The organism is uncultured Paracoccus sp. (genome assembly GCF_947487305.1).
Taxonomy (GTDB): Bacteria; Pseudomonadota; Alphaproteobacteria; order Rhodobacterales; family Rhodobacteraceae; genus Paracoccus.
In genome coordinates, this window is record NZ_CANKWH010000008.1 from 1 (window position 1) to 20,623 (window position 20,623).

Genomic DNA, 20,623 nt, shown 5'->3' on the forward strand with positions numbered 1-20,623 from the left:
GGCTGAGAATTGACGGCGTCTGAACACCGCCATGATATGCCGCCCCTCAGGGCATCACCAACTTTCGCGCGTTACTCCAACTTGAGACACTCTACACACTGACGGCGCGACTGTCGCGCCTCAAGCTTGTGGATTACCTGCGGTGAGGCTCCTGCTGCGTGTGATCGTGATCTGGTCGTTGCTTTGCGCGAGTGCCGTCGCGGCGCCGGTTCGGATCAAGGATCTGGCCGAGTTCGACGGCGTCAGGGGCAACGATCTTGTGGGCTATGGCCTGATCGTCGGTCTGGATGGCACCGGCGACAGCCTGCGCAATGCGCCATATACCGAGGATATTCTGGCGGGCCTGCTGGAACGCTTGGGCGTGAACGTCGGCGACAAGGAGTTGCGCTCAAAGAACGTTGCCGCCGTCGTCGTGACCGCCGAACTTCCTCCCTTTGCGCGGTCGGGCAGCCGGATCGACGTCAACGTGGCGGCGATTGGCGATGCGAAAAGCCTTCTGGGCGGAACGCTGGTGCTGACGCCGCTGAAGGCTGCGGACGGCAATGTCTATGCTGTGGCACAAGGCTCGGTGATCGCCGGAGGTGCCTCGGCCCAAGGCGAGGCCGCCCGGGTGGTCGAGGGCGTGCCGACAGCCGGTTCGATCCCTGTCGGGGCGAGGGTCGAACGCGAGGTCGCCTTCGAACTCGCCAATATCCAGAACATCCGCATCGCACTTCGGACACCTGATTTCACCACTGCGGGGCAGGTCGAGGCGGTGATCAACCGCGCGCTGCGCAGCGAGGTCGCGACAACGCTAGATTCCGGCACTGTGCAAGTCGATTTTCGTGCCCTCGGCAAGGTCAACCCCGCGCATGTCCTGGGCCAGATCGAGAATCTGGAAGTTCGGCCGGACAATCGTGCCCGGGTGGTGATCGACCACAAATCGGGAACCATTGTCATGGGCGACCGGGTGCGCATCTCGCGCGTGGCTGTGTCGCAGGGCAATCTGACCTTGCGGGTGCAGGAGGCGCCCGAGGCGGTGCAACCCAATCCCTTCGCCGCGGGCGAGACCGTGGTGGTGCCGCGCAGCTCGGCCGAGTTGCGGGATGAACCCGGCATCGGCTTTGCCGAAGTCAGCGGTGACTCGTCCCTGACCGAGGTGATCGCGGGTTTGAATGCGCTGGGTGTTCGTCCGCGTGACATGATCGACATCCTGAAATCGATTCATGCCGCCGGTGCACTGCATGCCGATCTGATCATCGAATAGGCGCGACGGAGCTGCTGATCACCGGCTTCCTGTTGGCCATGCGTGCGCAATCAGGCGCGCGGGTGGTAAACCAGTTCGCTCGTTCGGCGTCCGCGGCGTCGACCGCGCGCGATCTTGGCCAGCCGAAGCAATCCGGCTCAGGCGGGGGCGGGCGACCTCGTCCGATCCTGCCGGGCATTTATGAAAGCGGATAGCCGTTGTGGGTTCGGGCCGATGGGTGCCAGCCTGAGCCACGTTCAGGCGAGCACCGCGACCGGTCGCCCCTGAACCTCGTCGACCAGGATTTCGGCCTCGAAGAGATCGCTGAGATTGCGGCTGGTCAGGGCCTCGGCACGGGGCGCGGATTGCACCAGCCGCCCGTCCTTGAGACTGACCACCCAGTCGGCGCAGCGGACCGCCATGGCGAGGTCGTGGAGGACGACGACGATGCTGCGGGCCTCGGGACCTGGGCGCGACAGCGTGCAGAGCCGGTCCATGATGTCGCGGGCATAGCGCGGGTCGAGCGCCGCCAGAGGTTCGTCCAGCAGCATCCAGGGCGTGGTCTGGGCATGGGCCATGGCGACGAAGGCGCGCTGGCGCTGGCCACCGGACAGGGTTTCCAACCGGCGATGGGCCAGCGGATCAAGATCGAAGCAGTCGATCGAAGCCTGAACGAGGCGGTGATCCTCGGACGAGGGCCGGCCCTGATGATGTGGCCAGCGGCCAAAACCGACCAGTTCGGCGACGGTCAGGCGCGGCAGGGCCGGGCTGCCCTGGCTCAGCAGGGCAACGCGGCGGGCGCGCTCGGCGGGTTTCGCCGCAGGGATGTCGATGCCGTCGATGAGGACGCGGCCCTGCGTGGGCCGGACGAGACCGGCGAGGCAGTGCAGCAGGCTGGACTTGCCGGCGCCGTTCGGGCCGATCACCGCCGTCAACCCGCTTGCCGGGATCTCGGTGTCGATGCCCTGCAGGATCGGCGCGCCGTCCAAGGTCAGGTCAAGGTTCTCGATGCGGATCATGCCGCCCTCCGTCTCAAGACGAGCATCAGGAAGACCATGCCGCCGAGGAATTCGACGATCACGGACAGGGTGGATTGCAGGCCCAGCAGACGCTCGAACAGGAATTGCCCGGCGACCAGGATCAGCGCGCCCAGCATCGCGGCGCCGGGCAGCAGCAGGCGATGGCGATGTGTGTTGAGAATGCTGGCAGCAAGGCTTGCGGCCAGAAGCCCGAGAAAGGTCATCGGTCCGGCCAGTGCGGTCGCCACCGCCACCAGCCCGGCGATCAGGGCCAGCACCTTCAAGACCAGCCGGTCATGATCTACCCCCAGCGCGCGGGCGCGGTCGCGCCCCAGACCAGCCACGTCCAGCGCCGGGGCCAGCCGTTGGCCGGCGACCAGGGCGGCGGCCAGAAGCGGGGCGGCGAAGGCCAGCTGCACCGGGTCGATGGCGGTGAAGCTGGCGAAGCTGGCGCTTTGGACAATGGCAAACTCGGACGGATCGAGGATGCGCTGCAGGAAGGTCGCAAGGCCGCGCATGAGGATGCCGAAGATGACCCCGGTCAGCACCAGCCTTGTCATGTCGCCCGCCCCTTGCCGCAGGATGGCGCTGAAGAGCAGCGTGGCGGCACCGGCGAGCGCCAGTGTCTCGATGGCGAATTTCGGGATCTGCGGCAGGGCGGCATAGCCGATCCCGCCTAGGAGCAGCACCAGAAGTGTCTGGATCAGCACGAACATCGCATCGAAGCCGACGATGCCCGGGGTCAGCAGGCGATTGGCGGCGACGGTCTGGAACATCACTGTGGCCGCGCCGATGGCGGCGCCGACCACGACCAGCGCGGCGAGCTTCGTTGCCCTTAGCGACAGGATGAAGCCATAGGGGCTGCGCAGCCCCCAGAGGAGATAGAGGGTCGCCGCGACCAGAAGGCCCAGCCCCAGAAACAGCAGCCGACGATCAGCCATTCTGCCCCGCCGGTCTCGGTGCGGCATAAAGCAGCCACAGGAACAGGCCCGCCCCGATCACGGCGAAGACCGTGCCGGCCGGGATCTCGTAGGGCCAGCGGATGACCCGGCCGATCAGGTCGGCGGCCAGCACCACCGCGCCGCCCGACACCGCGATCAGCGGCAGGTTGCGTCGCAAGTTGTCGCCCCGCCAGCGCGAGATGATGTTCGGCACGACCAGCCCGACAAAGGGCAGGGTGCCGACGGTCACGACCACGGCGGCGACGGTGGCGGCGACGATGGCAAGGCCCGCCAGCATGGTCTGCCTTGCGTTCAGGCCAAGGCTGCGGGCGCGATCCTCGCCCAGACCCAGGATGGTGATGCGGTCGGCCAGCAGGTAGAGCAGCCCGGCCAGCGCCGCGATCAGCCACAGCAGCTCATAGCGGCCACGCAGCACACCGGAAAACTCGCCCGCCTGCCAGACGCCCAGATATTGCATCAGATCGGTGGTCCAGGCGACCCAGGTGACACCGGCGCCCAGAATGCCGGCATAGATCAGCCCGACCAGCGGCAAAAGCATCGGGTCCTGCCGTGGCACATGCCGGGCGAGGATCAGGAAACCGGCGGTTCCGGCCATCGCGGCGATACTGGCGGCCAGCATCTTCAGCATCAGGGGCGCGCCCGGTGCGATCAGGGTGATCGCCAGCAGCCCGGCCATGGCGGCCTCGGGCGTGCCGGTCAGGCCGGGTTCGACCAGCCGGTTCTGCACGGCGAGTTGCACCACCGACCCGGCGAGCGCGAGGCCCGCGCCGGCGAGCAGCGCGGCGGCCGTACGCGGGATGCGGCTGACCCACACCAGCAGGTCTGCATCGACCGACCCAGATTTCAGGTCAGCCGCGCCGATCATCAGGCTTGCCGCGATCAGGCCCAGAAGCCCGACCGCGCTGGCGAGGCGGACCATCTCAGCTGCCAGCGCCCCCGAAGGCCGCAGTCAGCTGTTCCAGCGTGCCGGTGACCGAATGGAAGCCGCCCCCGGCGAGATACATGGCCGAGCCGTCGAGATAGACGATCTGGCCGGTCTTGCCGGCGGTGGTGCCAGCGATCAGCGGGTTGTCCAGCGTCGCGGCCGCAGCCTCGCCGCCCTGACCCACGGCGGCACCGCGGTCGATGACCAGCAGCCAGTCGGGATTGGCCTCGGCCACGAATTCGAAGGACACCGCCTCGCCGTGATTCTCGACCACCAGACCCGGATAGGCCTCGGGCAGATCCAGCGCGCTGTGCAGCCAGCCAAAGCGCGAGTTCGCGCCATAGGCCGAGATCTTGCCACCATTGGTCAGGATGATCATCGCCTTGCCCTTGCCGGACACGGCGTCGCGCGCGGCGGCAAGGTCGGCATCCAGTTCGGCCTTCAGCGCAGTGCCGGCGTCCGTGCGGTCATAGATCGCGGCATAGGCATCGATCCGCGCCGTGGTCTCGTTCAGCAGGTCGGTGCCGCCGATGGTCATGTCCAGCGTCGGCGCGATCTGTGACAGCGGCTGGACCTGCGCCTGCGAGCGGCCACCGGCGACGATCAGGTCAGGGGCCAGCGCCGCCAGAGCCTCGAAATCGGGCTCGAACAGGGTGCCGACGGTCGGCACGCTGGCCAGCGTCTCGGAGAGATAGGCCGGCGGGGTGATGTCGGGGCGGCCGATGATGGCGACGTCCAAAGCGTCGAGCGTATCGATGGCGGCCATGTCCAGCGCCACGGTCTTGGCCGGATTTAGCGGTGCCTGCACCTCGCCGGCGGCGGTAGCCACGGGAACGGTTTCAGCCTGCAGCGCGGTCGGCAGGACCAGCGCGAGCGCACAGAAAAAAGCCTTCATCGGTGCGGTCTCCATGTCAAATTGCGGTTGTGGCTTTGTTGACAAGGCGGGGTCGCGCTGCCAATTGGCTAATGTTGTGTAAAAAACTCGGGAAATAGGAAAATGCAAGGGCAGTTCAGGTCTACGGGGCGGTTTTCCACCCCGAACGCGCAGAAATACATGGTCCAGCTGTGCAAGCATTTCGGTCACAAGGTGCCGGCCGAGGTCGAGGGCGATGCCGGGCAGGTGACATTCGGCATGGGTGTCGCGCAGATGCAGTCCGACGATCAGGCGCTGGTCGTGGTGCTGTCGGGCGACAGCAGCGAGGTCGTCGCCAGCCTGCAGGAGGTGATCGACAGCCATCTGATACGCTTCGCTTTCCGCGAAGAGTTTTCGGGAATGGACTGGTCGGACGTCGCGGCCTGAGGCTGGGCTTCAGGTCGGCGCCGGCTCCAGCAGGTCGGCTAGCCGGGTTTCGCTGGTCGCCGTCAGGGCACGGCGAAGAAAGCCCGGCAGCCCGTCGCAATGGTCCCGGAACAGCGTCTCCGAGGTCAGCACCGGGTCGGCGTCGAGGTAGAGGACCAGCCCGTCACCCCGGCCATTGGCGGCGAAGGTGGCGTTGAAGCCATCGCCCGGCCCGGCGGCCAGCACTTCGCGCTGTGCCTCGCAGCCGGGGAAGACAGGCGGGTCGAAGGGCATGACATTCACCAGCGGCGAGAAGAAGAAGCGGTGGCCGGCGACGATGCCGCGATCTGCGGTGATCTGCTCGATGCGATAGCGGCCGTGCCGCCTGATCCGCCGCAGGTCGGAGGACAGGTCGCGCAACGCCTGCTCCAGCGGCGCATCGATCCGGGTGGTGATGCGGAAGGGCAGGATATTGACCACCATGGCCGGCAGTCCGGCGCTGACGCTGCCAAGCCGGTTCATGAAGGGCAGCCAGATCACCCGGTCGGCCTCGACCCGGTCGCCGTCGCCGGCGGGTCTGGCCCAGAGCCAGAGCCCGCTCAGCAGGATCAGGAGGTCGGGCCAGCCAAGTCCAAGCCGGCTGGCGCTGTCGCGCAGCGCGTCCGAAAGATCGCCAAGCGGCAGTTCGGCGCTGCGCGGCTCGCCCGGGTAGTTCTCGGACCCCTTGCGTAAAACCGGCAGATCCGGGCCGGTGGAGAGGTAATCGGTCCAGAACTGCCCGGCGGTGGCGTTGCGGGGGCCGCTGCGGAAATCACTCTCTTCGCGCAGGAAATCGGTGAAGCGGGCGAAAGGCTGGCCGGGGCCAGTGCCGCCGGTCAGCGCCGCGTAATGCTGCGCCACCCGCCGCTCGATCAGCGCCATGGCATAGCCGTCGAGAAAGATGTGATGGCCGCGACAGTACCAGATCCAGCCCTGATCGCCCGTGCGGATCAGCCATTGCGCCGCCAGCGGTCCGGTAAGCAGGTTCAGCGGCTGCGCGATATCGGCCTGCATCCGGTCCTGCGCCTCGGCCTCGGGATCGGCATGGCCGCGCAGGTCGAGTTGCCATAGCGCCGGGGCAAGCGTCGGCTTGACCCGCTGGCGGGGCGGGGCGTTGCCGCTCTGCGCGAATTCCAGCGCCAGAACATCGGCCTCGGCGGTGGTCAAGCTGATCGCCTCGGCCAGCGCTGCGCCATCTACATTGCCTTCGATCCTTGTCGCATGGGCGACGGTCGAGACCACGGTTTCGGGATGGGAGCGGAACTCCTCCCAGAAATCGAACTGGCCGAGGGTCAGCTCATGCCAGTCGCTGGCGGGGCGCGGGTCGGTCATGGCGTGCCTCTTTTCCGGGCGGGCGGTTGGTTGACAATTTCCGACAGAAATACTTAAGTATCCGCCACGGTCAACTGTCCGCATCGCGCGGGCGGCGGATCACCGCAGCAAGACGCGTCATCCCGCCGTCCAGCCAGACTCGCGACCTGCCCGCCCGTTCCCCGCGCGCGGCCCTTTTGGTTTGGAACAGATGATCGACTTCACCCGCTGGCCCGAGGATCTGGCCCGTCAGTATCGCGCCCGTGGCCATTGGATCGGCCGTCCGCTGACCGCCGGCGTCGAGGCACAGGCTTCGCGCCGCCCCGACGCTATCGCCCTGATCTGTGGCGAGCGTCACATCACCTATGCGGCGATGGACCGGGCGGCGACTGTGCTGGCGGCACGGCTCGCGGGACAGGGGCTTCGGCAGGGCGATACAGCGCTGGTGCAACTGCCGAACGTGGCCGAGTTCTACATGGTCTTCCTTGCGCTTCTGAAGATCGGCGTGGCGCCGGTCAATGCGCTTTACAGCCACAAGCAGGTCGAGCTTTCCGCCTATGCCGCGCAGATCGCCCCGCGCCTCTTGGTGGCCGATCGGGCGCATCCGGTCTTTGCCGATGACGCGGTGAGCGCCGGTTTTCCGCTGGTGCTGATGCTGAATGCCGCAGCCGGCGATCATGACCTGCGCGAGTGGCTGCAAGGCAAGGCCGTCCTTCCCTCTGGTGCCGGCCCCACGCCGTCGGACGAGGTCGCCTTCTTCCAGCTGTCGGGCGGCAGCACCGGCACGCCGAAGCTGATCCCGCGCACCCATGACGACTACGATTACAGCATCCGCGAAAGCGTCGGCATCTGTCAGGTGAGCGAGGCGACGCGGTTCCTCTGCGCGCTGCCCGCCCCGCATAACTTCCTGCTGAGTTCCCCCGGCGCGCTTGGCGTTTTTCATGCCGGTGGCACTGTGGTCATGGCCCCCAGCCCCGATCCGCGCCTCTGCTTTGACCTGATCGCCCGGCACGAGGTCAGCATGGCGGCGCTGGTGCCCTCGGCCGTCGGGCTGTGGCTGCAGGCGGCCGAAACGCGCGGCGCGCCTGCGCCGCTGGATCAGCTGCTGGTCGGTGGCGCGAGCTTCCCCGAGGCGATGGCGCGGCAGGTTCCGGCGCGTCTCGGGTGCCGGTTGCAGCAGGTCTTCGGCATGGCCGAAGGACTGGTCAATTACACAAGGCTCGATGACCCGGACGAGGTGATCTTCACCACCCAGGGCCGCCCGATCAGCCCCGATGACGAGGTGAAGATCGTGGATGAGGACGGCCAGCCGGTGGCTGAGGGCGAGACCGGGCAACTGGCCACGCGCGGTCCCTACACCTTCCGCGGCTATTATCGCGCGCCCGAGCAGAGCGCCCGCGCCTTCGATGCCGATGGCTTCTACTACAGCGGCGATCTGGTCCAGCGCGGGGACGGTGGCAATCTGCGCGTCGTTGGCCGGGTCAAGGACCAGATCAACCGGGGTGGCGAGAAGATCGCGGCGGAAGAGGTGGAGCATCTGCTGATGCGCCATCACGAGGTGCTGGCCGCCGCGCTGGTCGCCATGCCCGATGCCGCCCTCGGTGAGAAAAGCTGCGCCTTCATCGTCGCCCGCAATCCGGTTCGCGGCATCGAACTGCGCCGCCACCTGATGGGCCTCGGGATCGCGGATTACAAGCTGCCCGACCGGTTTCGCCTGATCGAGGAACTGCCACTGACAGCGGTGGGCAAGCCCGACAAGAAGCTGCTGCGTGCCCGGATGGAGCACGCCGATGCCTGAAGGAGAAATGATGACCACGATCGCCACAGACCCGCTGAGCCGCGACTGGCTGACCCGCCAGATCACCGACCTGATCGGCGAGGACGAGCCCATCGATCCCGCCGAGTCGCTGGTGCTCTACGGGCTCGATTCGATTGCGGTCATGCGGCTGGTGCTGGCGCTGGAGGAGAGGGGCGTGATCGTCAGCTTTGACGATCTCGCCCGCGATCCGACGCTGGATGGCTGGTGGGCGCTGATCGCGGCGCGCACCAACTGAGCCTCAGGCGCGCAGCGTCGCGCCGCCATCGACATAAAGGTCGGCCATGGTCACATGGCCGGCCTGATCCGACAGCAGGAACAGCGCGGCCTGCGCGATATCCTCGGGCGTGGCGATCTTCCCCAAGGGGATGCCGGTCTTGAAGCTGGCCAGATCGCCCGCGATCACCCGCGCCGCGCCCTGATCGTCGGCCCACATGCCGGTCTGCATCGGCGTCAGCGTCGAGCCCGGCGCGACGATGTTGCAGCGCACGCCGCGAGGCGCCAGTTCCAGCCCGAGACAGCGCACCAGCATCGCCGCCGCCGCCTTTGAGGCCGCGTAACTGCCCATGTTCTGCCGCGGCACGCCCCCGGCATTCGAGCCGATCACCACGATCGCGCCCTTGCCCTCGGCGGCCATGTGCCGCCCCAGCGCGCGGGTGACGCGGAAGGTGCCGCCCGCATTGATGTCGATGACCCGCTGCCAGTCCTCATCCGTCGAGCCGAGCAGGGGTTGCGTCGACAGCACCCCCGCCGCATGAACGCCATGGGAAACCGGGCCAAATGCCCGCACCGCTGCGGCCAGCGCCGCATCAACCGCCGCGCCGTCACGGACATCCAGCCCGTGCCAGATGATCCCGCAATCCGTGGGCAGGGATTGCGCGGCCAGCGCATCGGCCCTGTCGGTGGCAAAGACCTTGGCCCCGGAGGCGCGCAGCAACCGGACCAGCGCCACTCCGATCCCGCCCGCCGCGCCGGTGACAAAGGCGGCGCGATCCTCGAAACCCGTCAGGCGCATGTCAGGGCCTCGGCGCCGATGGCGGCAAGCGCGGTATCGGTCTCCATCACCACGCCGCAAGTTGCCGCCACCCAATCCATCGCCATGGCGTGCCGCGCGGCATCGAAATCGGCCTGTGCATCGCTGATGGCGAAGGGCTGGATGTCGCGCTGGAAGGCCTCGGCGGCGGTGCAGAGGCAGCCGATATGGGCATAGATCCCTGTCACGATCAGCTGATCGCGCCCGCGCGCGCGCATCAGCGTCTCGAGGTTCGAGCGTTGGAAGGCGCTGTAGCGATGCTTCACCAGCAGATGATCGCCCGGTTCCGGCGCAAGCTCGGGCAGGATCGCCTCGTGCTCGGGCAGGGCGCGCATCCCCGGCCCCCAGAGATCGGCCTGCAAGCCGCGATCGGGCCGGAACTGGTCGCCCTTCTGCGCGGTGTAGAAGACCGGGATGCCGGCCGCACGGGCGGCCACCAGCAGGCGGGCGATGTTGGCGGTGACGCGGTGCAGCGGCTCGGCGCCCGGGGTGAAGGGAGCGCAGAAATACTGCTGCATGTCATGGACCAGAAGCGCCATCCGGTCGGGTTCGGGCCGCGAGGGCGCGCGGCTGTCCTGCGGAGCGGGGGGCGGGGCATAGGGGGCGATGCGGGGCAGGGCCATGATGGGTCTCTCGGTCAGTCGGTCGGGTAACGGGCGGCATCTGCGGGCAGGCCGAAGGCGCGCAGCAGCGCGGCGAATTTGCTGGCGGTTTCCTCGGTCTCGGAATCCGGGTCCGATCCGGGCACGATGCCCGCCCCGGCATAGAGCCGTGCCTCGGCGCCGCAGACATCGGCGCAGCGGATCGCCACAAACCACGCACCATCGCCATCGGGCCGGCACCAGCCGACCGCGCCGGCATAGAAATCGCGGGCCACAGGCTCCAGTTCGCCGATCAGTGCGGCGGCGCGCGAACAGGGCAGGCCGCAGACGGCGGGTGTCGGATGCAGCGCGGCGGCCAAGAGCACCGAGGGGGTATCGGGATCGCTCAGCCGACCCTCGATCCGCGTGCCCAGATGCCACATGCTGCGGGTCGAAGTGAGGCCGGTGCCTTCGGGTGCGCCGAGATGGCTGCACCATGGCGCCAGCGTGTCCAGGATGAACTCGACCACCATCGCATGTTCGCGCCGGTCCTTCTCGGACCGGGCCAAAGCCGCGCAGGCATCGGCATCCTTGATCGGGTCGGGATTGCGGCGGGCCGAACCGGCCAGCGGGAAGGATAGGATCTTGGATCCGGTCTTTTCCACCAGCAGCTCCGGCGTTGCGCCGATCAGCGCCCGGTCGGGCTGGGGCAGGGCGACGCGGAAGGCGGTAACCACCGGGTCATCGGCCAGCCGGTCCATCAGCGCCTGCTGCGGGATCGGGCCATTGGCCTCGATGGCCAGCGTCCGGGCCAGCACAATCTTGCGCAGCCCCTCGGGCTGGGTCGCTTCGGCGCGCATGATGCGCAACGCCTGCTCGACGCTGCCCGCATAGACGCGCGGGGCGGGATCGGCCCGCCAGCGCTGCGGGCTCGGGCGGTCGGAGGGGCTGGCCGCGACCGGCAGGTCATGGCGGCAGGCAGGGGCGAGCCAGAGGCAATCGGTCTGGTGACGGGCAAAGGGCAGCGCCCCGCCGATCACCGCCGAAGGTCCGGCCCCGGCAAAGGCGTGGGCAATGCGCGCCGGCAGGCTGTCGCCGGTGCCGCTTTCGACGGCGCGGGTCGGGCCATCGGCGCGCAGGGTGCCGTGCGGGCCGCGAAAGGCAAAGGAACCGCCCGTATCGGCGGCATCGGCGGCATCGGCGGCATCGGCGCGACAGGCGGCCGTTTCTGGCGAAATCATCATGACAGGTATTCATCCGGCAGGGCCCGGAAGGGGCGGGTTGTTCAGACGGAACTGGCTGAGCGCGGCAGGCTGCCGGGGATGGCTGTCCGGGTGCGGCTGGCCGCGAAAAGGAGTGGAGAGAGGCCGCGAGGGATCAGCTCATGCGGCCTTGGGTTGCGGTCTGGCCGCTGCCTGCGCGGAACCTGCCGAAGCAGAGGGGCATAGTCAACTAAAAAAGTCGGAAATGTGATGCGCGTATAGGTTGAGTATGCCGACTGCAGGCTCGCCGGAGGGAATTTGCCTGTTCGTGCAGCCCGAATTCGCTGCGGGGTTCGCGCCAAAATAATACCCGACAATTTAACTGTGGCATTTTTGGCGCAGGGTCCGGGCGCTTTGCGCAAATAACCAAGTAAAATAGTTGAGAATCTGTCGCGCCGCCCGCTAACCAGCCGAAAAGTTCAATCAGGCACAGGAATTGGCTATGACACTTTCCCGCATCCTCCCCTTGGCGAGCGTCTCGCTGATGGCTCTGGCGACGGCCTTGGCCGCGCAGGAAACCGCGATCTCGCAGACCCCGGGCACCATCGTTCTCGATCAGATCACGCTGGTTGCCGACGGTCAGGAGAATGTCGAGGCAACGGGCGGTTCCGTCGTCACGGCCGAGGATATCGAGACGCTGCAGCCCGCCGACATGTCGGAACTCTTCTCGCGCAACTCCTCGATCAGCGTCTCGGGCGGCGGCGGTCAGGCCAAGCGCATCCATGTCTTCGGGCTGGAACAGTCGAGCCTCGCGGTCTCAGTCGATGGCGTGCCGCAGTTCAAGGACAACTGGCATCACAGTGGCTCGAACGTCATCGACCCGGCCTTCCTGAAGCGGGTCGAGGTCGAGGCCGGGGCCGCCGCCGCCGATGCGGGCTTTGCCGCAGGCGCCGGTGCCGTCCGCTACGAAACGCTCGGCGCTCGAGATCTACTGACCGATGGCCGGACCCAGGGCGGGCGCGTCGGTCTGTCCTATGGCAGCAATGGCCGCGGGCTGTCGGCCAGCATCGCCGGCTATGGCGTCTACGAGGGCTTCGACTGGTTCGCCATGATCCACAGCGCCAACGGCGACAATTACGAGACCGGCGAGGGCTACGAGATGCCCGGCACCGAACCCGCCACGCTCGGCGGCCTGTTGAAGGCCGGTTACGAGTTCGAGGGTCACAGGGTCGAACTGTCCTATGAGCGGACCGAGGATGACGCCGACCGCGTCACACGGATGAACATGGATCAGGCCCATACCCGCGATGTCTATCCGCTGAAGGTGACCCGCAACACGCTGAGCCTGAAATATACCGAAGTCTCGCCCACCGCGACCTGGGACCCCGAGGCGATGATCTATGTCAGCCGCAACGAATACTGGCGCCCGAACTTCATCGTCGGCGGCTTTGGCGGCGATATGGACATGGAGGCGCAATCGGTCGGCGGCGTGCTGAAGAACAGCTTCGACGTGGGCGTCGGCACGATCTCGACCGGGGTCGATTTCAACTATAGCGACTATCGCATCGACAATTACGGCGATACCGATGTCCGGGTCCACACGATCGAGACCATGCAGGTCGGCACCTTCGTTCAGGGCCGCTTCGCCTTCGCCAATGGCATCGACCTGTCGACCGGCCTGCGTTTTGACCATCAGCGTTTCACCGACTGGAACGGCGACCGCCGCACCGACAGCGGCGCCAGCGCCAATGCCACGGTTTCCTATGAGTTCGCGCCGGGCTACGAGGTCTTTGCCGGGGCGTCACACACCTGGCTCGGCTATGACATCGGCGAATACGGCTATCTGCACGCCCGCGGCAGCAGCCTTACCGTTGCCGAGGGTTATGAGCCGGCGACTGCACGCAACTACAAGCTGGGTGTCAGCGCGACCCAGGACAGCTGGACCGGCAACCTCACCTTCTTCGATACCACGCTGTCCGGTCTGGCCAATGACTATTACCGCGAAAGCGACGATTCGCTGACCTTCGACAACTCGGCCGACTATCGCAGCCGCGGCGTTACGATCCAGGCGAATTACAGCTGGGGCAGCGGCCGCGCCGGTGCCAGTCTGACCAAGGCCAAGGTCGAATATGATGGCGAGGATATCCTGCCCGATGGCGGTGATGCCATGCCCATCGGCGAGATCGCCACGCTGTTCGTCGATCAGGAACTGCCGCAATACAATCTGCGGTTCGGCGGCACGCTGGAACTGGCAGGCCGTCTGGACGACGCCTATATCACCGAGGGCGGTTTTGGCGAGATCCCGGGCTATGGCGTGGTGAATGCCTATGCCGAATGGCGTCCCGAGGATTACCAGAATGTCGTGGTCCGGCTTGGCGTCGACAACCTGTTCGACAAGACCTATTTCGAGCGCACGAGCTATGCCCAGTTCGCCCGTCGCGAGGTCTACCCGGTCTATGCCCCGGGCCGGACGGTCACGCTTGGTGTGAGCATGGATTTCTGATCCCTCGGACCAGGGGAAGGGGCAGGCGGGTGAGCGATCACCCGCCTGTTTTCTGTTTGTGGCGATGGAAGAACAAGATGCAGGTCTTATGGCTGCCCTCGAAGCCCTCCCGGCCGAACAGGTCGAAAACCCGCTGGAACGCCGCCGCAGCAGCATCCGTCTCGCAAAGTTTGTAGAGCGATCCGCCCTCGAGCATCAGCGTGTAGAGGTTCTTGTGCTCTGGATCGTCGTAAACCTCATAGACGTTTCGATCCACCTCCTTCCCTCGGCAAGATCACCGAGGTCGGTATAATCCTCGACGCAGCCGACGGTGAGCGTCTGGGGACAATAGTCCCACCCGCTTTTCGATTCGGGGATCAGCGCCCAGGCTTCGAGGTTCAGGGCCAAGGCGGCGCGAATGTCGCCCTTGGCGAAATGGGCCTCGGATTGGTCGAGGATCGCATCGATCCTGGCGCGCTCGGCGGCGGGAATTTCAGGTCTACGGGGCATCGGCTGACCGCCCAGCCAGCGCTTGATTCTGCAGGCAATCTGCGGCCAATCCTGACAAGGATGTCCTGCGGGGGGCGGACCGACCACAGTCGCCCGAACTCGATCGAGATTGCTGCCGGGCAAAAAATGTCATGGATACCTGGAACCCGATCAGGGCAGTTTGCGGCGCGGGCCGGCCGCGCGTTCGGGGCGCCAGGAGATCAGCAGACCTGTTGCGCCGAGAAGCTGGTTGATGTCCTGCAATGTCTCCGCCGGCACGATCCATACGGCGAACTGGCTGTTCAGCTCGATGATCCTGCCGCGATCATCCTGCGCGCGAATCCAGTCGCCAAGGCTCTGCCCGGCGACGGAAATCGCCAGATGGTCCCTGTTCAGCAGATTGTACGGGTAGACCATGCGCAGGCGGGTTCGCTTGTAGCTGTCCTCGCCCCCCGACCATTCGGAGAGGTCATCGATAAAGGAAAAGGGGTCCTCGCTGCCCGTGAAGAGCACCGCTGCGTTTCCATTCGCATAGGACACAACCTGTTCGGGGCGGGTACAGGTGAAGGCAAAGCCATAGGAAGGGGAAAGCTGACCGGACAGATGGTCGATAACGTCGATGATCTCCGACTCTGGCAGTGGCTGTTGGTGCCGGACCGCGAGGTCAACCAATGAAAACCCGACATTGGCACCGTCGTCGAAACCTCCGGTCAGTTCGGTCGTGCCTGAAGCCGAGATGGCTCTGAACCTGATATTCGCTGATTTCGGGTCGCGGAGGTAGTTTTGCCAATCTGTCTCGACAAGATGCAGGCTTTTTCCCGCAGCATCGGGGGTGGTTCTGACATATTCGCTGACTTCGACAGCATGCAGATTCAGTCGCGCGAAAATTGCGGTCGCCGTGGCGAGACTGCGGTCAGGCTCACTTGCAGATATCCCGTAGAAGGCAAAGCCGGTGACTACCAATTGGGTCCGTTCATGAGGCTGTCGAGGGTGCGAGTGTATGACGGACCTTGCATCATAGTCACGAAAACTATGCTCAGCCCCGCTCCGGTTTCCTCTCTTGCCGCGCGAGATCCGCTGGCCAACCGGCATGTTCAGCGGCGCGCGAACTGTTCCTCGATCATGATCGCCAGGGACTCGCTGCCCGGCTCCTCACCCCATTCGGTCATCAGGGAGGTCACGATCTTGTCCAGCTCGGTGATCATCTGGCCACGATCGACAGGTTCACCGCAGTAGAGCACCGTGGCACCCAGTCGTCCCGCCAGCGCAAGGACAAGATCGACGAACCTTGCGATATAGGTCGAAGGAATGGTCGCCATCGGATAGCTGACCGTGATCTGGTCCGCGCCATCCTGCGCGTCGGCACGCTGACCGCCTATCGCCAGATCAATCAGCGCGTAGCTCTCGGATTGCCAGATCGGGTGTTTCTCGCTCCGGTCGAAATTGTAGACATCATAGTCAAGCGTCGCCCCGAGTTCCCGCAGAACACGGTTCAGCTCTCCGGCAGATCGCGGAGAGTCCAGCTTCAGGACCACCGGAACTTCCTCGAAAAAATCTGCGGGCATCATCGAATTCCTCGTATCGTTGGCCGGGTATGCCGGAAGGGGTCGACCTCTCCGTGCCAGTCAGGGGTCAGCTCTCGCAGATTCAGGGGAGTGTGACCACCTCCATATTGTTGCGGAATGACGTGATGCAATTCGCGCGATTCCCATGCCCGAGTGCGCGGGTTGTAGTCGAGTGGCGCGCTGCCCCTGCGCATACGGCGAAGATTCGCAGATGAAAACTCGCCAGAATCTGCAAGATGTGCCCGGTTCTTCCAATACCTGCTTCTCACCACATCCCAACTTGGTGAACTGCCGTCGGGAAGGGGTTTGTCAATTGCGTCCCCCCGACTCCACCGCTTGAACCGCACCGAGCCGTCAGCGGTGCTGCAAGGTTTGAGACCATAAGGGTCGATCAGCTCGACGGGTGAGTCAACATAGCCCTGCGGCCGCACACCCCCGGCCATCCCGATCGGGTCCGGTGACAGGTATTGCGTCGCCTCGGGGTCGTAGTAGCGGAAGCGGTTGTAATGCAGCCCGCTTTCCGGGTCATGCCACTGGCCCTGGAAGCGGATCGGGCAGTCGAGCGGCGGGGCGTCGTCATTGGCGGCCTTGCGGCGCAGCTCGGCCATCTCGCCCCAGAGCGACAGCTCGGCCCGCCAGGCGACCTCCGAGCCGTCCTCGGAGAACATCTCGCGCGGGGTGCCAAGGTGGTCGGTCACCACGTAATGCAGCGCATCGCCGTCGATCTGGGCGAGCGGGCGGAAGTCGTCGGGCTCATAGACCCAATGGCGGGCCTGATCCCAGGCCACGGCGCCATCGGCGGTCATCGGCGCCTCGGCGATCAGCCGGTCGCCCTCCCATTGATAGGCATGGCCCGGCCCATTCGCCGCCTTGCGGGCGATGCGGCGGCCAAGCGGGTCATAGGCATAATGCCAGACCGTCTCCTCGGGCGTTTCCAGCGCCACCATCTGGCCTTCGCCGTTCCAGGCCATGCGCCAGATGCGGGGGCGGAAGCCCGGCTCCTCGACGCGCTTTTCGATCACCCGGCCGCAGGTGTCATGGCGATAGCTGACGCGGCCGCCGCGTCGCTGGACGCGACCGGCGGCTGTCCGCACCGGCTGGCGATGGCCGGCCTCGATCACCGCGGCGATGTTGCGGGCGGGGTCATATTCATATTCGGTCAGCAGCGACTGGCCGTCCGGGCCGTCGCGGCGCGCCGCCGCCACCTGGCCGCGATCATCATAGCCGAAGGCCTGCCAGCCCATCTGCCGGTCATGGATGGCAACGGCGCGACCGGCCCGGTCCCAGTCAAAGCTGCGATGCAACCCGGCCCCCATGCGGGTGGCGAAGTCGAGCGGCCGCTCGCTACCCAGTGCGCCGGTTCGCGCCTCTTCCGGCAGGCGGGTGAGGGGGCCGGCGATCTGTTCGGCCAGATTGCCCATGAGGCTGTGGCCCTGCGCCAGCGCAAAGCCCTGCTCGGAGCTGCGCAGCTGTTCCAGCCCGCGCGGGTCGTGCCGAAAGGTCAGCGGAGCGTGATCGCCGATGCCCAGCACGGTCGGCAGGCCGGCGCGGCTCCAGCCCGCCGTCAGGTGCAGCACGTCGCCCGAGCGCGCGATGCGCTGGCCGGCCAGCGAATAATCCGAGGTGATCTCGCGCCCGTTCAGCCGTTCGGCCACCACCCGGCCAAGCGCGTCATAGTCGTATTCGACGGTTGCTGCCGCATTCTCGGCGCGGGTCATCAGCCCGCGCGGGTCATAGCCAAAGCGCGTCACCGCCTCGCCCGCGCCGGACTGAACCCGCATCTGCAGCAGCCGCCCGGCGGGGGAATAGTCGTAGTGCGTCCGCGCCCCGTCCGGTGCGGTCTTGCCGATCACCCGGCCCGCCGCATCGCGGTCATAGCGCGTCACCAGACCGGAATAGTCGCGCTCGGCCACCACCCGGCCCGCCGCATCGCGCTGATAGTCATGGCGCTCGCCCAGCTCGTTGATCACTGCGCTCAGCCGGGTCTCACGGTCATGTTCCAGCCGCAGCCGATGACCCTGCGCATCCACACTTTCCAGCGGCAGGTCGAAGGCGCCAAAGCGGAAGTGGCGGGTATCGCCGACCGGGTTGGTGATCGAGGAAAGCTGCCCCTCGATATCCCATGTGACGGTCGAGACTGCACCATCCGGCGTCTCGACCCGGCGGATCGCACCGCGCGGATTGTCGGGACCGCGGCCGAGGTCATAGCGCGTGGTGGCGCCGATCGCGTCGGTGAACCAGACCAGTCGACCCTCGGTGTCATAGCCCATGCGGGTTTCGTTCCCGTCCGGGTCGCGGCGGCGGCTGGGGCGGATCAGCGGGTCGTAATAGATCCGCTCCTGAACCCCGCCCGGCAGATCGACGCGGAGGACCTGTCCCTGTTCTCCAAGCCCCAGCGTTGTGATGCGGCCCAAGGGATCGGTCGTGCCGACCAGGTTGCCGTTCTGGTCATGGCGGTATTCGCTGCGATTGCCGGCGGGATCGGTCATGGCCGACAGGAGCCCGTCGCGTCCATAGTCCCAGGCCGTGACATTGCCATCGGCATCGGTCGAACGGATCAGGTTGCCAAGGCTGTCGAATGCGAACTCGGTCTTGTTCCTCAGCGGATCAGTGCGGGTCGTGATATGGAAGGCCTTGTCCCAATCGGTCAGCCAGACATGCCCCAGCGCGTCGATCTCGCGCCAGACGAGGCCGTCCGTGTCCCAGTCATAGCTGACAACACCCTCGGAATCCCGGACCTGCGTGCGTTGGCGCGCCAGATCATAGTCGATCTGCCCGCCCATATGGCCACTATCGGTCCAGGTGCGAATGATCCGGCCATTGCTGCCGTATTCGTAATGGACATGGCTGTCCTTGGCGTCATGCCAGCCGGTGATCCGGCCATCGCCGTCATGGTCATAGCGCATATAGCCGGTCTGGGACGAGCGGACCTCGCGCAGCCTGCCGTCGGCGGTGTAATCCCACTGGAAGACGCAGTCGCCGCCATCCGGGGCGTCCAGGACCGCCTTGCGGATCAACCCGCCGAGACTGTGAACCTGTAGCGCGAACCCGTCCGAATGTTCGACCCGGCGCAGCCCGTCCGGGCCATAGGTCAGGCTGATCCGGTTGCCGTTGCGATCCTCGATGCGCGACAGGCGGCGGATGCCGCCGCCCTCGTCGGCAAAGACGTAAAACAGCTGCGCCGGTCGGTCATAGACGAACAGGTCGCCCGAGCGCCGGCCGATGAGTTCCAGATGCGGGAAGCGCAGGTTGTGGCTCAGCACCTCGTCAGCGGGGGCGTGAAAGACGATCAGGCAGCCTTCCGGATTCTGGAAGGTGATGGTCTCGCCTTCTATGCGCAGGTGCTGCGCCCAGGTGCCGGACCAGCCTTCGCCCTGAATTCCCCGCGACTCGCGCGCATGGCAGCGATCGAGCCGCAGCGGAATGGTGCCGGGGATGAAGATGTCGGTGCGCAGATCGACGAATTGCCCGGTCGCCACGTCGATCGGGTCCTTGCAGGTGGTGCGACAGCTGTTCGGTGCATCGCCCCCGCGCGCGGTCGACGGCGTGCCGTCGCGGGTCTTGCCGCGTGGCAGGGGGGCGACATCGGCCAGCAGGGCACCCGTCCTGAAGAGACGGTTCAACGTGCCGACATCCCGCTCCAGCGACAATGCGCTGGTATCGATGTCGATCGCGATGGTTTCCAGGCCTTCGTTGATGGTGCCGTCACAGGTTGTCTTGTGCCCGATGCGGGCAATCGGCATCCCGTTCGCAAAGACACGCTCGGCCCCCTCGGAGACGGCAGCGTCGGCGTGATCATCGCACTGGATCTTGTCGCCCACCCGAGCGACCGGCTGGTTCTCGAAATAGACATCCGGCGAGCCCTGGATGATCTTGCCCTTGACCTTGCCATATTGTCCGACGGCCTCGGAAAAACCGCCGATCAGCCCCGCGACAGCGCCGCCGGCAATCGCGCCGACGACCAGCGCCGCGCCGCCGGTTCCGACCACCAGGGCACCGACGGCAATCCCGACAAGCGCGCCCACAACCACGCTGGCCAGCATCCCCCCAAGCGAGAAGCCGGTATTTGCATGGGCTATGGGGTGCAACAGTCGGGCGGGTTTCTCGCCCGGCCCCGCGATCGGCACGAAGCCTTTCGCCTTCATGAAATCGGTCTGCATGAACCAATGCCCGACCTTGTCGCCGACCGGCGACATGATCTTGTAGGCCGCGAAACCGCCGATGGCGGCAATTGCAACCGGCAGCGATGCCGCCAGTGCGGCGAGGCTGGCCCCACCAAGGGTCGCGCCACCGGCCAATGCCGTTCCGCCGGCAAGTGCACCGGGTCCGAGAACCCCCGCCGTCAGCAGGGCGTTCTGGACCCCCTGGCTTTCGGCAACGGCCAGTGCCTGATCCCAGGCCCTGTCGCCATCGCTCAGCGCATATTGCTGGCGCAGCTGCTCGTAGCGCTCGTTGCCGCTGAAGCCCGGCGGTGGCGCGTTGTCCTGCCAGCCATCGCCGCCGTCAAAGCCGCCGCTGGCCCCGTCGGGTTCCTCGGTCTCGCGCCGGTGCTTGCCGACATAGTTCCAGCTTGTCGTCGATCGGGGCGAGCCGTCAGGCGCGCGATGTTTTCCGGGTGTGGGTGGGGCAGGGCTGCGGCCGCCACCGGCGCTGGCGCTGCCCCCGAACCTGATACCGTTCAACACACTCATGACA

Annotated in this window: 18 protein-coding genes; 5 read left to right on the forward strand and 13 right to left on the reverse strand. The window is 66.3% G+C overall.

Annotated elements, in window-relative coordinates:
* The first annotated feature begins 142 nt into the window (after positions 1 to 142).
* Entirely contained in the window at positions 143 to 1,246 is a 1,104-nt protein-coding gene (locus tag Q1A36_RS11145; protein WP_299843627.1) for a flagellar basal body P-ring protein FlgI, read from the forward strand.
* Between the two features lie 236 nt (positions 1,247 to 1,482).
* Here Q1A36_RS11145 and Q1A36_RS11150 read toward each other — a convergent pair whose 3' ends face one another.
* The 4 genes from Q1A36_RS11150 to Q1A36_RS11165 are packed head-to-tail and all read right to left on the reverse strand — an operon-like array spanning position 1,483 to position 5,026.
* Complete coding sequence (locus Q1A36_RS11150) at positions 1,483 to 2,244, reverse strand: ABC transporter ATP-binding protein (RefSeq protein ID WP_299843630.1); 762 nt, start codon at positions 2,242 to 2,244, stop codon at positions 1,483 to 1,485.
* A complete protein-coding gene (locus Q1A36_RS11155) occupies positions 2,241 to 3,185 on the reverse strand; it encodes an iron chelate uptake ABC transporter family permease subunit (RefSeq protein WP_299843633.1) in 945 nt (314 codons plus the stop codon). The genes Q1A36_RS11150 and Q1A36_RS11155 overlap by 4 nt, the downstream gene beginning before the upstream one ends.
* Positions 3,178 to 4,125, reverse strand: a complete 948-nt coding sequence (locus Q1A36_RS11160; RefSeq protein WP_299843636.1) for an iron chelate uptake ABC transporter family permease subunit — start codon at positions 4,123 to 4,125, stop codon at positions 3,178 to 3,180. Before Q1A36_RS11160 ends, Q1A36_RS11155 begins: the two co-directional genes overlap by 8 nt.
* Before the next feature lies 1 nt (position 4,126).
* Positions 4,127 to 5,026, reverse strand: a complete 900-nt coding sequence (locus tag Q1A36_RS11165; RefSeq protein ID WP_299843638.1) for a siderophore ABC transporter substrate-binding protein — start codon at positions 5,024 to 5,026, stop codon at positions 4,127 to 4,129.
* Between the two features lie 102 nt (positions 5,027 to 5,128).
* Here Q1A36_RS11165 and Q1A36_RS11170 point away from each other — a divergent pair, with 102 nt between their 5' ends.
* Positions 5,129 to 5,431, forward strand: a complete 303-nt coding sequence (locus Q1A36_RS11170; protein ID WP_299843641.1) for a DUF2218 domain-containing protein — start codon at positions 5,129 to 5,131, stop codon at positions 5,429 to 5,431.
* Between the two features lie 9 nt (positions 5,432 to 5,440).
* Here Q1A36_RS11170 and Q1A36_RS11175 read toward each other — a convergent pair whose 3' ends face one another.
* Positions 5,441 to 6,781 carry a condensation domain-containing protein gene (locus tag Q1A36_RS11175; RefSeq protein WP_299843644.1) on the reverse strand — a complete coding sequence of 447 codons (1,341 nt, stop codon included), beginning with the start codon at positions 6,779 to 6,781 and terminating at the stop codon, positions 5,441 to 5,443.
* A 190-nt stretch (positions 6,782 to 6,971) separates the two neighbouring features.
* On the opposite strand from Q1A36_RS11175, the gene Q1A36_RS11180 reads away from it, so the two are divergent.
* Positions 6,972 to 8,558, forward strand: a complete 1,587-nt coding sequence (locus Q1A36_RS11180) for a (2,3-dihydroxybenzoyl)adenylate synthase (protein WP_299844182.1) — start codon at positions 6,972 to 6,974, stop codon at positions 8,556 to 8,558.
* A gap of 10 nt (positions 8,559 to 8,568) precedes the next feature.
* The gene (locus Q1A36_RS11185; RefSeq protein ID WP_299843647.1) at positions 8,569 to 8,814 is read left to right on the forward strand and encodes a phosphopantetheine-binding protein; all 246 of its coding nucleotides are present in this window, start codon (positions 8,569 to 8,571) and stop codon (positions 8,812 to 8,814) included.
* Positions 8,815 to 8,817: 3 nt separating this feature from the next.
* Here the strand turns inward: Q1A36_RS11185 and Q1A36_RS11190 are convergent, their stop codons facing one another.
* Genes Q1A36_RS11190 through Q1A36_RS11200 form a run of 3 tightly spaced genes read right to left on the reverse strand, consistent with a single transcriptional unit; the run spans position 8,818 to position 11,434 of the window.
* Positions 8,818 to 9,591, reverse strand: coding sequence for an SDR family oxidoreductase (locus tag Q1A36_RS11190; RefSeq protein WP_299843650.1), 774 nt, complete (start codon positions 9,589 to 9,591; stop codon positions 8,818 to 8,820).
* Positions 9,582 to 10,232, reverse strand: a complete 651-nt coding sequence (locus Q1A36_RS11195) for an isochorismatase family protein (RefSeq protein WP_299843653.1) — start codon at positions 10,230 to 10,232, stop codon at positions 9,582 to 9,584. Before Q1A36_RS11195 ends, Q1A36_RS11190 begins: the two co-directional genes overlap by 10 nt.
* Before the next feature lie 14 nt (positions 10,233 to 10,246).
* A complete protein-coding gene (locus Q1A36_RS11200) occupies positions 10,247 to 11,434 on the reverse strand; it encodes an isochorismate synthase (RefSeq protein ID WP_299843656.1) in 1,188 nt (395 codons plus the stop codon).
* A gap of 460 nt (positions 11,435 to 11,894) precedes the next feature.
* Here Q1A36_RS11200 and Q1A36_RS11205 point away from each other — a divergent pair, with 460 nt between their 5' ends.
* Positions 11,895 to 13,895, forward strand: a complete 2,001-nt coding sequence (locus Q1A36_RS11205) for a TonB-dependent receptor (RefSeq protein WP_299843659.1) — start codon at positions 11,895 to 11,897, stop codon at positions 13,893 to 13,895.
* Between the two features lie 37 nt (positions 13,896 to 13,932).
* Here the strand turns inward: Q1A36_RS11205 and Q1A36_RS11210 are convergent, their stop codons facing one another.
* From Q1A36_RS11210 to Q1A36_RS11230, 5 genes are all read right to left on the reverse strand, one after another.
* Positions 13,933 to 14,091: a hypothetical protein gene (locus tag Q1A36_RS11210; protein WP_299843662.1), complete on the reverse strand. Its 159-nt coding sequence runs from the start codon at positions 14,089 to 14,091 to the stop codon at positions 13,933 to 13,935.
* Positions 14,091 to 14,384, reverse strand: coding sequence for a hypothetical protein (locus Q1A36_RS11215; protein WP_299843666.1), 294 nt, complete (start codon positions 14,382 to 14,384; stop codon positions 14,091 to 14,093). The genes Q1A36_RS11210 and Q1A36_RS11215 overlap by 1 nt, the downstream gene beginning before the upstream one ends.
* A gap of 150 nt (positions 14,385 to 14,534) precedes the next feature.
* The gene (locus Q1A36_RS11220) at positions 14,535 to 15,326 is read right to left on the reverse strand and encodes a hypothetical protein (RefSeq protein WP_299843669.1); all 792 of its coding nucleotides are present in this window, start codon (positions 15,324 to 15,326) and stop codon (positions 14,535 to 14,537) included.
* 131 nt (positions 15,327 to 15,457) lie between these two features.
* Positions 15,458 to 15,928 carry a hypothetical protein gene (locus Q1A36_RS11225; RefSeq protein WP_299843672.1) on the reverse strand — a complete coding sequence of 157 codons (471 nt, stop codon included), beginning with the start codon at positions 15,926 to 15,928 and terminating at the stop codon, positions 15,458 to 15,460.
* Positions 15,928 to 20,619, reverse strand: coding sequence for an RHS repeat-associated core domain-containing protein (locus Q1A36_RS11230; protein ID WP_299843675.1), 4,692 nt, complete (start codon positions 20,617 to 20,619; stop codon positions 15,928 to 15,930). The genes Q1A36_RS11225 and Q1A36_RS11230 overlap by 1 nt, the downstream gene beginning before the upstream one ends.
* Positions 20,620 to 20,623 lie beyond the last annotated feature (4 nt).